The 14,009-nt window shown below is 68.8% G+C and carries 3 protein-coding genes; all 3 read right to left on the bottom strand.

The window, feature by feature from the left end; translation table 11 throughout:
• Nucleotides 1-5,999, bottom strand: a 5,999-nt coding sequence (locus tag ACTJJK_RS22210; RefSeq protein ID WP_440731275.1) for an amino acid adenylation domain-containing protein, incomplete at its 3' end; no start/stop codon positions are given.
• Nucleotides 5,996-9,382, bottom strand: coding sequence for an amino acid adenylation domain-containing protein (locus ACTJJK_RS22205; RefSeq protein ID WP_440731274.1), 3,387 nt, complete (start codon nucleotides 9,380-9,382; stop codon nucleotides 5,996-5,998). The genes ACTJJK_RS22205 and ACTJJK_RS22210, both read right to left, overlap by 4 nt.
• On the bottom strand, nucleotides 9,372-14,009 hold a 4,638-nt coding region (locus ACTJJK_RS22200), incomplete at its 5' end, for an amino acid adenylation domain-containing protein (protein ID WP_440731273.1). The genes ACTJJK_RS22200 and ACTJJK_RS22205, both read right to left, overlap by 11 nt.

Genomic DNA, 14,009 nt, shown 5'->3' with positions numbered 1-14,009 from the left:
TGCACGCCGCCGAGGAACAATTCGCCCGGCACGCCGACCGGCACCGGCTCGCCGCGCGCGTCGAGCAGATACACCGGCGTATTCGCAATCGGACGGCCGATATTCGGGCCGCCGACCGCATCGCGGATGCTGCCGATGGTCGCATCGACCGTGCACTCGGTCGGGCCGTACATATTGTGGAAGTGGATGCTCGGCGACGCTTTGAGCTTGTCCCACATCGCCTTGCCGATCGGCTCGCCGCCGAGCAGCACGCTGGTCGGCTGATGACCGGGCTTGCCGATCAGGCCGGCCGCCAGCAATACCTCCAACTGCGAGGGTGTGCTGTCGAAGGCATCGATGCGGTAACGATCGATGAAGTCCAGCATCGCCGGGCCGTTGGCGCGGATCGACTGCGGGATCAGCACCAGCGCATGACCCGACAACAGTTGCAGGATGCCCTTCAAGGACATGTCGAACGAGAACGCCGCATTGAGGGCCACGCGCGAGCCGGCGCCCAGTTCACGATGAGTGGTCTCGCCCATCACCCGCCAGAAGTTCACCGCCGAGCGGTGCTCGACCATCACGCCCTTGGGCTGGCCGGTCGAACCGGAGGTGTAGATCACATAGGCCAGATTGCGCGGTGTCAGGCCTTCGATACTCGGATTGCTTTCGCTCTGCTCGGCCAGCGACTCGTCGTCGAGCACCAGCACCGGCAGCGGCGACGACTCCAACATCGGCATCGCCGCACGCAAGGCCGACTGGGTCAGCAGCGCGATGGGCCGGCTGTCTTCGAGCATGTAAGCCAGGCGCTCGATCGGATAGCTCGGGTCGAGCGGCACGTAGGCCGCACCGGCCTTGAGCACACCCAGCAAGCCGACGATCATCGCCACGCTGCGCTCGGTGCAGATCGCCACCCGGTCGTCGGGTTTAACGCCGAGCGCGATCAAGCGGTGCGCGACCCGGTTGGCGCGGCGGTTCAGTTCGGCGTAGCTCAGCACTTCGTCTTCGACCAAAAGCGCTTCGGCATCCGGCGTGGAAGCCGCCTGCGCCTCGAACTGCGCATGAATCGTGCGGTCATGCACCGCATCGGCACGCAGATCGTTGAACTCGCGCAGCACCTGCTCGCGCTCCGCGCCCGGCAGGATCGGCAGGCTCAGCAGCGAGGTCTCGCCGCCGGTTTCGAGCGCGGCGATCAAGGACTCCATCGCGGTCTGCATGTAGCGGACCACGCGCGGGCCGTCGATGCCGGCCACCGACAACAGGGTCAGGCCGAAACCTTCGCCGCGGTCCTCCACCGACAGGGTCAACGGATAGTTGTTGCGGGCGTCGCCGCCGATCAGGCGCATGCCTTCCCAGGCCGCATCGGCGTCGCGAGTGTCGCCCTGGCGCACCTCGCGGCGGTTGCGATAGTTCAACAAAGCGGTGAACAGCGGCAACGGCGGCAGGATCGCGCTGCACTGCTGGGCCAACGCCAGCGAAGCCTGCTCGCGCTCCAGCAGCTCGCCGAGGAAGCCATAGGTGTCGCGCACGGCTTGGCCGACATTGCGTCCGGCCAGGCCGACCCGCACCGGCAAGGTGTTGAGGAACATGCCGACCACCTGGTCGGCGCCTTCCGAGCCCTGCATGCGGCCCGACAGCACGGTGCCGAACACGACGTCGTCGCGGCCGCTGCACTGGCCGAGCACGCGGGCCCAGGCCAAGTGGAACAGCACCGACGGCGTCACCCCCCAGTGACGCGCGGTTTCGCGCACGCGCACGGCGAAGGCATCGGCGAACTCGACCCGCGACTCGTTGGCGCGGGCGCCGTCGACCTGCACGTCGAGCACGCCGAACGGAGCGGTCGGCTCGTCGACGTCGCCGAACTGCTCGCGGAACCAGGGCTCATGGCGCTGTTCCGGCGCGGCCACGGTGCGGGCGATGAAATTGCGGTACGGCATCGGCGCCGGCAACAGCGCGCCCTGCCCCTGCAGCAACAGCTCGGCTTCCTTGAGCATGAGCTGCTTGGAGTAGTTGTCCTCGACGATGTGGTGGGTCAGCAGGGCCAGCAGCCATTCGCCCGACTCGGCGTCGAAAGCGATCTGCGCGGCCATCACCGGCGCCCGGGTCAGATCGAGGCGGATGCGGTTGGTGTCGCTGTGCGCCAACAACTGCGGCAAGGCCGCCTCGCCCGCAGCCAGCGCCACTTCCGTGACCGGCAGCGGCGCGCGCCGCTGCACCACTTGCACCGGTTGCGGCAGGCCGTCCCAGTGCACGGCGCTGCGCAGGATGTCGTGGCGATCGATCACTTGCTGCAGGGCGCCGAGGAAACGGTCGAGACGCTCGCGGCCGTCGAAGGCCACCACCGAGCGCAGCAGGTAGGTGTCGCCCTGGCTCTGGTTCTCGAGCAGGTGGTGGAACAGGATGCCCTTCTGCAACGGCGCCAGCGGGTAGATGTCCTGGACGTTGCCGAGCCCGCCCGGGACCGCGGCGACGATGGCGTCGATCTGCGCCTGTTCCAGCGCCACCAGCGGCAACAGCTCCGGGGTGATGGCGACGGTATCGGCACCGATGCGGTTGGCCGGCACCGTGGCTTCGTCCGGCGCGTTGGCAGCGTCGGCGCGCGCTGCGAGCGCGCTCAGGGTCGGCGCGGCGAACACGCTGCGCACGTCGACCGACAGGCCGTGCTGGCGCAAACGCTCGATCAGGCCGATCAACAGCAGCGAGTGGCCGCCGAGCTCGAAGAAATGATCGTGGCGGCCGACCCGTTCCAGGCCCAGCAGTTCCTGCCAGGCCTGGGCGATGACGCGCTCGGTCTCGCCTTGCGGCGCCTCGAAGCTCCGGCTCGACACCGAGGCCTGGTCCGGCGCCGGCAGCGCCTTGCGGTCGAGCTTGCCGTTCGCGGTCAGCGGCAAGGTCTGCAGGCGCACGAAGGCGCTCGGGATCATGTACTCGGCCAGCTCGCGCGCCAGCGCTTCGCGCAGTTCGGCCGCGCTCGGTTCGGCGCCGTCGGCGGCGATGAAATACGCCACCAGGCGCTTGTCGCCCGGCTGGTCTTCGCGCGCGATCACCACCGCCTCGGCGATGCCGGCGCAAGCGGCCAGCTTGGCTTCGATTTCGCCCAGTTCGATGCGGAACCCGCGGATCTTGACCTGGAAATCGTTGCGGCCGAGGTATTCGAGATCGCCGTCGGGCAGCCAGCGGCCAAGGTCGCCGGTCTTGTACAGCCGCGCCTGCGGCGAGGCCGAGAACGGATCGCGCAGGAAGCGCTCGGCGCTGAGTTCGGCGCGGTTGAGATAGCCACGGGCGACGCCGTCGCCGCCGACGTACAACTCGCCGGCCACGCCGACCGGCACGGGCTGCAACTGACCGTCGAGCACGTACAGCTGCAGGTCCGGGATCGCGCAACCGATCACGCTGCCGCGGGCCTGGCGCACGTCCTCGGCGCGGATGCGCCGATAGCTCGCGTGCACGGTGATCTCGGTGATGCCGTACATGTTGATCAACTGCGTGCGTTCGCAATCGTTGCGCTCGATCCACGGCGCCAGGGTGTGCAGCTCCAGCGCTTCGCCGCCGAAGATCACCGCGCGCAGCGCATGCGACCGATCGCTGCGCGCCTGCGCCGCGATCAGCGCGCGGAACGCGCTCGGGGTCTGGTTGAGCACGGTCACGCCTTGCTCGGCGAGCAGTTCGTAGAACTCGGCCGGGGTGCGCGCGCACAGCTCCGGCACCACCACCAGGCGGCCGCCGTGGAACAGCGCGCCCCAGATTTCCCAGACCGAGAAGTCGAAGGCGAACGAGTGGAACAGGGTCCAGACGTCGTCGCGGCCGAACTCGAACCAGGGCCGGGTCGCCGCGAACAGGCGCACGACGTGGCCGTGTTCGACCATCACGCCCTTGGGTTGGCCGGTCGAGCCGGAGGTGTAGATCACATAGGCCAAATGACCGGGCTCGACCGCCAACGCCGGATCGTGCACGGGCCGGTCGGCAAGCGAGCCGTCGTCGAGCACCAGCAAGGGCGCATTCGCTTCGCCGAGCAAGGGCAACTCATCGCGCAGGGTGGCCGAGGTCAACACCGCCACCGGCACGCTGTCGCCGAGCATGTAGCTCAGGCGGTCGGCCGGATACACCGGGTCCAGCGGCACGTAACCGGCGCCGGCCTTGAGAATGCCGAGCACGCCGACCAGCATGTCGAAACCGCGCCCGATGCAGATCGCGACGCGATCATCGGCGCGCACGCCGAGTTCGAGCAGACGGTGCGCGACCTGATTGGCGCGGCGGTTGAGTTCGCCGTAGCTCAGGCGGGCGCCGTCGAAGTTGAGCGCAACGGCGTCGGGATCGCGCGCCGCCTGGGCCTCGAACAGACCGTGGATGCTGTCCTGGCTGCGGAAGCTGGCGCGGGCAGCACCGAAGCCGCCGAGCACTTGCTCGCGCTCGGACGCCGGCAACACCGGCAGGCCCCGCAAAGCACGCTGCGGCTCGTGCGCGAGCGCATCGACCAGCGCTCGCACCGCGGTTTCCAGATAGGCCATCAGGCGCGGGCCGTCGATGCCCGGCACCGCCAGGGTCGAAAGACCGAAGCCGTGGCCGCGGTCGTTGACCGACATCGTCAGCGGGTAATTGGTGCGGTCCTCGCCGCCGATGCGGCGCATGCCGGCCCAGACCCGCGCGGTGTCTTCCGACTCGGCGGCGCTTTCCTGGTGGCTGTGGCGGTAGTTGAGCAAGGTCGTGAACAACGGCGTCGGTGCGCGCACGCCGCTGCAGCGCTGGGCCAGCGCCAGCGACGCCTGTTCGTGGGCCAGCAGCTCGCCGAGCGCACGGTAGGCCTCGCGGACCGCGTCGCCGACCTCGACCCCGGCCAACGCCACCCGCATCGGCAAGGTGTTGATGAACATGCCGACCACGTTCTCGGCCACGTCGGCGCCCTGCAGGCGGCCGGACAGCACCGTGCCGAACACGACCTCGTCGCGGCCGCAGCACTGGCCCAGGACCTGTGCCCAGGCCACATGGAACAGCACCGCCGGGGTCACGCCGTGGTTGCGCGCGGCTTCGCGGATCGCCGAGGCCAGCGCGTCGTCGAATTCGACTCGCGCTTCGGCCACGGCGGCGCCGTCGCCCTGCACGTCGAGCACGCCGAACGGCGCGGTGGCTTCGTCGATATGGCCCAGCTGCGCGCGGAAATAGGCCTCATGTTCGGCATCGCCGACGGCGCGGGTGCGGGCGATGAAATTGCGGTACGGCAACGGCGCCGGCAGCAAGGCGCCCTGCCCCTGCAGCAGCAGATGGATCTCGCCGAGGATCAGCTCCATGGTCACGTGGTCGCAGACCATGTGATGGTTGAGCAGGGCCAGCAGCCATTCGCCGCTGTTGCCATCGAACACGATCTGCGCGGCCAGGTTCGGCGCGCGTTGCAGGTCGATGCGATGGCGGCGCGGATCGGTGCGCCGCAGCAGGCAGTCCATCGGGGTCTCGCCGGCGTCCGGGGTCAGTTCTGTCAGCGGCAACGGCGCGCGGCGATGCACCACCTGCACCGGCTCGGTCAGGCCCTGCCAGCGCACCGCGCTGCGCAGGATGTCGTGGCGATCGATCACCGCCTGCAACGCGCCGAGGAAGGCGTCGAGGCGGTCGCGCGCGGCGAAGGCTACGACCGAACGCAGCAGATAGGTATCGCCGCCGTCCTCGCCTTCGAGCAGGTGGTGGAACAGGATCCCTTCCTGCAACGGCGCCAGCGGATAGATGTCCTGGATGTTGGCCACGCCGCCGGGCACGGCCGCAACGATGCCATCGATCTGCTCCTGGCTCAGCCGCACCAGAGGCAGCATCTCCGGAGTGATCCTGGCCGGCGCCTGCTCGCGGCCGCCGCCGGCCAGATCGACGCCGTCCTCGACCGCCATCGCCAGCAGCGCCGGCTTGTGCAGTTTCAGCTGCTCCAGCAGTTCCGGGCCCATCGCGCCGCGCGGCGCGCGGATCGACAATTCGCCTTGCTTGACCAGCACGGCGACGCCGAGTTCGCGCAATCGGGCCAGCAGTTCGTCGAGACTCATACTTGGAATTCCTCGGTGTCCGCGTCCGCGCCGGAGGCGGCGAACGCGTCGGGGATCAGATTGGCCGGCACCTGGTAGGCGTCGGAGGCGGCGCCGGCGACCGGCACCAGGCGCTGCGCGAGTTCGCTCAGGCTCGGTGCGGTGAACACCGCGCCGATGTCGGCGTTGTAGCCGCGTTGGCGCAGGCGCTCGATCAGCACCATCGCCAGCAGCGAGTGGCCGCCAAGTGCGAAGAACTGGTCGTGGCGGCCGACCCGCTCGACCCCGAGCAGGGCCTGCCAGACTTCGGCAACGGCGAATTCGGCCTCGCCCTGCGGCGCTTCATAGGCGCGCGCGGCCACCGCCGAGGCGTCCGGCGACGGCAACGCGGCGCGGTCGAGCTTGCCGTTCGCGGTCAGCGGCCAGGCCTCGACCGCGACAAAGGCGCTCGGCAGCATGTATTCGGCCAGCTCGCGCGCCAGCGCTTCGCGCAACGCGCCCGGCTGCGGCGTCGCGCCGCTCTCGGCCAGGACGTAGGCGACGAGGCGTTGATCGCCAGGGCTGTCTTCGCGGGCGATCACGATCGCCTCGGCGACGCCGGCGCAGGCAGCGAGCCGCGTCTCGATTTCGCCGAGTTCGATGCGGAAGCCGCGGATCTTGACCTGGAAATCGTTGCGGCCGAGGTATTCGAGTTGGCCGTCGGTCCTCCAGCGCGCGAGGTCGCCGGTGCGGTACATGCGCGCACCCGTGACGCCCACGAACGGGTCGTCGAGGAAGCGCTCCGCGCTCAGTTCGGGGCGGCCGAGATAGCCTCGCGCGACCTGCACCCCGCCGATATGCACTTCGCCGGCGACGCCGACCGGCACCGGCGCGCCGAGGCGGTCGAGCAGATAGATGCGGGTGTTGGCGATCGGCTGGCCGATCGGCACCGCGTCGGCGGCGGACGGCGCCTCGCCGGCCTCGCTGACGTAAACGGTGCAGCCGACCACGGTTTCGGTCGGGCCGTATTCGTTGATCACCACCGAGGCCGGCAACACGCGTTCGCGGAAACGCTGCAGGCCGCGGCGGGTCAGTTGCTCGCCGCCGACCACCAGCACGTGCGCGGTCGCGGACACCGGTACGGCGGCCAGATTGGACAGCGCGTCCAGATGCGCCGGGGTCAGCTTGAACAACCACGGCTGCTTATGGCCGGCGTAGTCGAGCAACTGGCCCAGGCAAGCTTGCGCTTGTTCGGCCAGCAGCACCACCGGCTTGCCCGCGAGCCACGGCGTCAACAAGCTGGTCACGGTGGCGTCGAAGCCGAACGGCGTCGCCACCAACGCGCCCTGCACCGCCGCGCCGAGGTATTCGCGCCGCGCGTGTTCGAGATAATTCACCAGGCCCTGGTGATGCACCATCACGCCCTTGGGGCGCCCGGTCGAACCCGAGGTGTAGATGACGTAGGCCAGATGCGCCGGCGTCAGCACGGCGACTTGCGGGGCGTCTTCGGCGCCGTCCGACCACTGGCTTTCGTCGAGAGCGAGCAGGCTCGCGGTCGACGACAAGGCCTCGATGCGGCCGCGCAGCGACGGCGACACCAGCACCGCCACCGGTGCGCTGTCGCCGAGCATGTAGGCCAGGCGCTCGTCGGGATAAGTCGGCTCCAGCGGCACGTAGCCCGCGCCGGCCTTGAGCGTGGCGAGCAGGCCGATCGCCATCGCCTCGCTGCGCTCGGTGCAGATGGCGACGCGATCATCGGGTTTCACGCCGAGCGCGATCAAGCGGTGCGCCAGTCTATTGGCACGGCGCTCGAGTTCGGCGTAGCTGAGCCGGGTCTCGCCGCAGATCAGCGCGACCGCCTCAGGCGTGCGCGCAGCCTGCGCTTCGAACAGCTCGTGCGCGCAGCGGTCCTGCGAATAGGCCGCGACGGTGTCGTTGCAGGTCTTCAGCAGACGCTCGCGTTCGGCCGCATCGAGCAAAGGCAGACGCGCGACCGTGGCGCTGTCGTCCGCCGTCATCGCTTCGAGCAGGCTCAGCAGATGCCCGGCGTAGCGCTGCATGGTGGCGCGGTCGAACAGGTCGGTGGCATAGGCGAAGCTGGCTTCGAGCGCCTCGCCGGTGTCGTTGACCGCCAGTTCCAGGTCGAAATGCGCGGTCTGGCGCGGCGTGTCGATCGCCGACAGTTCCAGTTCCGGCAGGCGCAACACGCCGCCGGCGGCGGTATTGTTGAACGCCAGCATGGTCTGGAAGATCGGGCTGTGGCTGAGCGAACGCTGCGGCTGCAGCGCCTCGACCACCTGCTCGAACGGCAGGTCCTGGTGGGCATAGGCGTCGAGCGTGGTCGCCTTGATCCGCTGCAGCAGCTCGGCCGTGCTCGGCTCGCCCTGCAGGTCGACACGCAACGCCAGGGTGTTGAGGAACAAGCCGATCAGCGGTTCCAGCTCGCTGCGGCGGCGGTTGGCCACCGAGGTGCCGATGACGACTTCGTCCTGACCGCTCAGGCGCGACAACAGGGTCGCCCAGGCCGCGAGCAAAGTCATGAACAAGGTGGTGCCGTGGCGCTGCGACAGCGCGCGCAGGCTCGCGGTCAACGCCGCCGGGATCTGCAGGTCGAAGCGATCGCCGGCATAGCTCTGCGCGGCCGGGCGCGGCCGGTCGGTCGGCAGCTCCAACAGCGCCGGCGCGCCGCTCAGGCGCTCGCGCCAGAATTCGATTTCCTGCTGCAGGGTCTCGCCCCGCAGCCACTGCCGCTGCCACGCGGCGTAGTCGGCGTACTGGATCGCCAACGGCGGCAGCGGATCGTCCTGGCCCTGGCTGAAAGCGGTGTACAGCGCGGTCACTTCCTTGACCAGCACGCCGAGCGACCAGCCGTCGGAGACGATGTGGTGCTGGGTGACCAGCAACACGTGTTCGTCGTCGGCCAGGCGCAACAGGCGCCCGCGCACCAGCGGTCCGGCAGTGAGGTCGAACAAGGCATGCGCCTCGGCCAGGCCGCGTTCGGCCACCGCCGCTTCGCGCGCATCGGCGGACAAGCCGCTAAGGTCTTCTTCGATCAAGTCGAAACCGCGCTCGGACGGGTCGATCATCTGCGCCGGGGTGCCGTCGACGGCAACGAAGCGGGTGCGCAGGTTCTCGTGGCGCGCCACCAGACGGTCGAGGGTGGCCTTCAGCGCATCGCGATTCAGACGACCGCGCAGACGCAGCGCCACCGGCATGTGGTAGGCGGCGCTGGCGGCGTGGTCGAGACGGTCGAGGAACCACATGCGCTGCTGCGCCCACGACAACGGCAGGGTCGCAGCGCGATCGGCGCGCTGCATCGGCGGCGTGACCACCGTCTCGCGGCGCGCGCCCTCGCGCTTGCGCAACTGCTGCAGGGCCACGGCGCGCCGCAGCTGTTCGAGCTTAACGCTTTGCTCATCGTTCATCGACTGCGTCCTCCGACAACAGGGCCAACAACTCGCTCTCGCTCAGTTCGCCGAGCGACTGCTCGATGTCGGCGACGTCGCTCTCGGCGAAGGATTCGATCTGCGCCGACACCACCAGCCCGGCGAGGAAGGACAAGGTCGGCTGCTCGAACAGGGTGCGCAGCGGAATCTCGACCTCGAAACGCTCACGCACCCGGATCGCCAGTTGCATGATCAGCAGCGAGTGGCCGCCGAGTTCGAAGAAGTGGTCGTGACGCCCCACCCGCTCGATCCCGAGCAAGTCCTGCCAGATCTCGGCCAGGGTCTGCTCGACTTCGCCGAGCGGCGCTTCGTATTCGCGACTGGCCAAGGCCGACTGGTCCGGCGACGGCAAGGCCTTGCGGTCGAGCTTGCCGTTCGGGTTCAACGGCAACGACTCCAGGGCGACGAACGCGCTGGGAATCATGTACTCGGCCAGGTCGCGCGCCAGCGCTTCGCGCAGATTGGTCGCCGCGATCTCGGCGCCCTCCTCCGCCACCACATAGGCCACCAGGCGCTTGTCGCCACTGTCTTCTTCGCGGGCTATCACCACCGCTTCGCGCACGCCGTCGCAGGCGGTCAGGCGCGCTTCAATTTCGCCCAGCTCGATGCGGAAACCGCGGATCTTGACCTGGCAATCGTTGCGGCCCAGGTATTCGATCGTGCCGTCGGCACGCCAGCGGCCGAGGTCGCCGGTCTTGTACATGCGCGCGTCGGGTTCGGCCGAGAACGGATCGCGGACGAAACGTTCCGCGGTCAGTTCTGGGCGATCCAGATAGCCGCGTGCGACCTGCACGCCGCCCAGGAACAACTCGCCCGGCACGCCGACCGGTACCGGCTCGCCGCGCGCGTCGAGCAGATACACCGGCGTGTTCGCAATCGGACGGCCGATATTCGGGCCGCCGACCGCGTCGCGGATGCTGCCGATGGTGGCGTCCACCGTGCACTCGGTCGGGCCGTACATATTGTGGAAGTGGATGCTCGGCGAAGCCTGCAACTTGTCCCACATCGCCTTGCCGATCGGCTCGCCGCCGAGCAGCACGCTGGTCGGCTGATGACCGGGCTTGCCGATCAGTCCGGCCGCCAGCAACACCTCCAACTGCGAGGGCGTGCTGTCGAAGGCATCGATGCGGTAGCGGTCGATGAAGTCCAGCATCGCCGGGCCGTTGGCGCGGATCGATTGCGGGATCAGCACCAGGGCGTGGCCCGACAGCAGTTGCAGGATGCCTTTCAAGGACATGTCGAACGAGAACGCGGCGTTCAAAGCCACGCGCGAGCCGGCGCTCAGTTCGCGATGGGTGGTCTCGCCCATCACCCGCCAGAAGTTCACCGCCGAGCGGTGCTCGACCATCACGCCCTTGGGCTGACCGGTCGAACCCGAGGTATAGATCACGTAGGCCAGATTGCGCGGCGTCAGGCCAGCGATGCTTGGATTGCTTTCGCTTTGATCCGCCAACGACTCGTCGTCAAGTACCAGCACCGGCAGCGGCGAGGATTCCAGCATCGGCATCGCTGCACGCAAGGCCGACTGGGTCAGCAGCGCGATGGGCCGGCTGTCTTCGAGCATGTAAGCCAGGCGCTCGATCGGATAACTCGGGTCCAGCGGCACGTAAGCGGCGCCGGCCTTGAGCACGCCCAGCAAGCCGACGATCATCGCCACGCTGCGCTCGGTGCAGATCGCCACCCGGTCGTCGGGTTTGACGCCGAGCGCGATCAAACGATGCGCCACTTGGTTGGCGCGACGGTTTAGTTCGGCGTAGCTCAGGACTTCGTCTTCGACCAACAACGCGTCCGAATCCGGCACGGAAGCCGCCTGTTCCTCGAACAATCCATGGATCGTTCGGTCGTGGACCGCTTTGCTACGCAGATCGTTGAAGCTACTCAACACCTGCTCGCGTTCCGACACCGGCAGGATCGGCAACGCCTGCAACGGCGTGTCGCCGCCGGCTTCGAGCGCGCCGATCAAGGACTCCATCGCGGTCTGCATGTAGCGGACCACGCGCGGGCCGTCGATGCCCGGCACCGACAGCGCGGTCAGGCCGAAGCCCTGGCCGAGGTCCTCGACCGACATGGTCAGCGGATAGTTGTTGCGGGTGTCGTCCTTGAGCACGTACACGCCGTCCCAGGCCTCGGCCATGGCCTGCTCCTCGGCGGCGTTGCCGGGCTCGTGGCTGTGGCGATAGTTGAGCAAGGCGGTAAACAAGGGCAACGGCGGCGCGATCGCGCTGCACCGCTGGGCCAGGGCCAGCGAGGCCTGCTCGTGGGCCAGCAGTTCGCTGAGCCGATGGTGGGTGTCGCGCACCGCCTCGGCCACGGCTGCGCCGCCGACCGGGATGCGGATCGGCAAGGTGTTGAGGAACATGCCGACCACTTGGTCCGCGCCTTCCGAACCTTGCAGGCGGCCCGACAGCACCGTGCCGAACACCACTTCGTCGCGGCCGCTGCAGCGCGCCAGCACTTGCGCCCAGGCGACGTGGAACAGCACCGCCGGGGTCACGCCGCGCTCGCGCGCGAGCTCGCGGATGCGCCGCGCCAACGCGTCGTCGAACACGATCCGCGCTTCGCGCGCCTGCTCGCCGCTGCTCTGCACGTCGAGCACGCCGAACGGCGCGGTCGGTTCGTCGACATGGCCGAGCTGCTCGCGGAACCAGGCCTCGTGTTCGGCCTCGGGCACGGCGCGGGTGGCGGCGATGAAATTGCGGTACGGCAGGCTCGCCGGCAGCGCGTCGCCGCGGCCCTGCAACAGGGCCAGGATCTCCGACAGGATCAGCGCCATGGCGACGTGGTCGCCGCTGACGTGGTGGCGCAGCAGCGCCAGCAGCCATTCGCCGCTGTCCGGGTCCTGGGCGCGGAACGCGGCCAGGATCGGCGCGCGCTGCAGGTCCAGGCGCATGCGGCGCGGGTCGGTGTGGGCAAGCAACTGCGGCAGGGCCGGCGAATCGGCCGACAGCTCGGCCTCGTGCAGAGGCAACGGCGCCTGCCGATAGACCACCTGCACCGGCTGCGGCAGGCCCTGCCAGATCACCGCGCTGCGCAGGATGTCGTGGCGGTCGATGACTTGCTGCAAGGCATCGAGGAAAGCGTCCATGCGCTCGCGGCCGTCGAAACCGAGCACGGTGCGCAGCAGATAGGTATCGCCGCCGCTGTCGTTCTCGAGCATGTGGTGGAACAGGATGCCTTCCTGCAGCGGCGCCAGCGGGTAGATGTCCTGGACGTTGCCGGCGCCGCCGGGCACGGTGGCGACGATGGCATCGATCTCGGCCTGGCTCAGCGTCACCAGCGGCAACAGCTCGGGAGTGATCGCGGTGGTGCCGGCGACGATCAGGTTCGGCGCGACCTCCGCCGCCGGCGCTTCGGCCTCGCCGGCGATCTTGCCGGCCAGCACGCTCAGCACCGGAGTGGTGAACACGGTGCGCACGTCGACGTTGAGGCCGCACTGGCGCAGGCGTTCGATCAGGCTGATGACCAGCAGCGAATGCCCGCCCAGTTCGAAGAAGTGGTCGTGGCGGCCGACCCGCTCGATCCCGAGCAGGTCCTGCCAGACCCCGGCGATGGCCTGCTCGGTCTCGCCTTGCGGCGCTTCGTATTCGCGGCTCGCCAGCGCGGACTGATCCGGAGACGGCAAGGCCTTGCGGTCGAGCTTGCCGTTCGGGGTCAACGGCAACGACTCCAAAGCGACGAACGCGCTCGGGATCATGTACTCGGCCAAGTCGCGGGCCAGCGCTTCGCGCAGGTTGGTCACCGAGATCTCGACGCCCTGCTCCGCCACCACATAGGCCACCAGGCGCTTGTCGCCGCTGTCTTCTTCGCGTGCGATCACCACTGCTTCGCGCACGCCGTCGCAGGCAGTCAGGCGTGCTTCGATCTCGCCCAGCTCGATGCGGAAACCGCGAATCTTGACCTGGAAATCGTTGCGGCCCAGGTATTCGATGCAGCCGTCGGCGCGCCAGCGGCCGAGGTCGCCGGTCTTGTACATCCGCGCATCGGCTTCGGTCGAGAACGGGTCGCGCAGGAAACGTTCGGCGGTCAGCTCCGGGCGGTCCAGATAGCCGCGTGCGACCTGCACGCCGCCGAGGAACAATTCGCCCGGCACGCCGACCGGCACCGGCTCGCCGCGCGCGTCGAGCAGATACACCGGCGTATTCGCAATCGGACGGCCGATATTCGGGCCGCCGACCGCATCGCGGATGCTGCCGATGGTCGCATCGACCGTGCACTCGGTCGGGCCGTACATATTGTGGAAGTGGATGCTCGGCGACGCTTTGAGCTTGTCCCACATCGCCTTGCCGATCGGCTCGCCGCCGAGCAGCACGCTGGTCGGCTGATGACCGGGCTTGCCGATCAGGCCGGCCGCCAGCAATACCTCCAACTGCGAGGGTGTGCTGTCGAAGGCATCGATGCGGTAACGATCGATGAAGTCCAGCATCGCCGGGCCGTTGGCGCGGATCGACTGCGGGATCAGCACCAGCGCATGACCCGACAACAGTTGCAGGATGCCCTTCAAGGACATGTCGAACGAGAACGCCGCATTGAGGGCCACGCGCGAGCCGGCGCCCAGTTCACGATGAGTGGTCTCGCCCATCACCCGCCAGAAGTTCACCGCCGAGCG

The organism is Lysobacter sp. 22409 (assembly GCF_052045105.1).
Classification (GTDB): domain Bacteria; phylum Pseudomonadota; class Gammaproteobacteria; order Xanthomonadales; family Xanthomonadaceae; genus Lysobacter; species Lysobacter antibioticus_B.
This window is presented reverse-complemented; position numbering and strand designations above follow the sequence as displayed.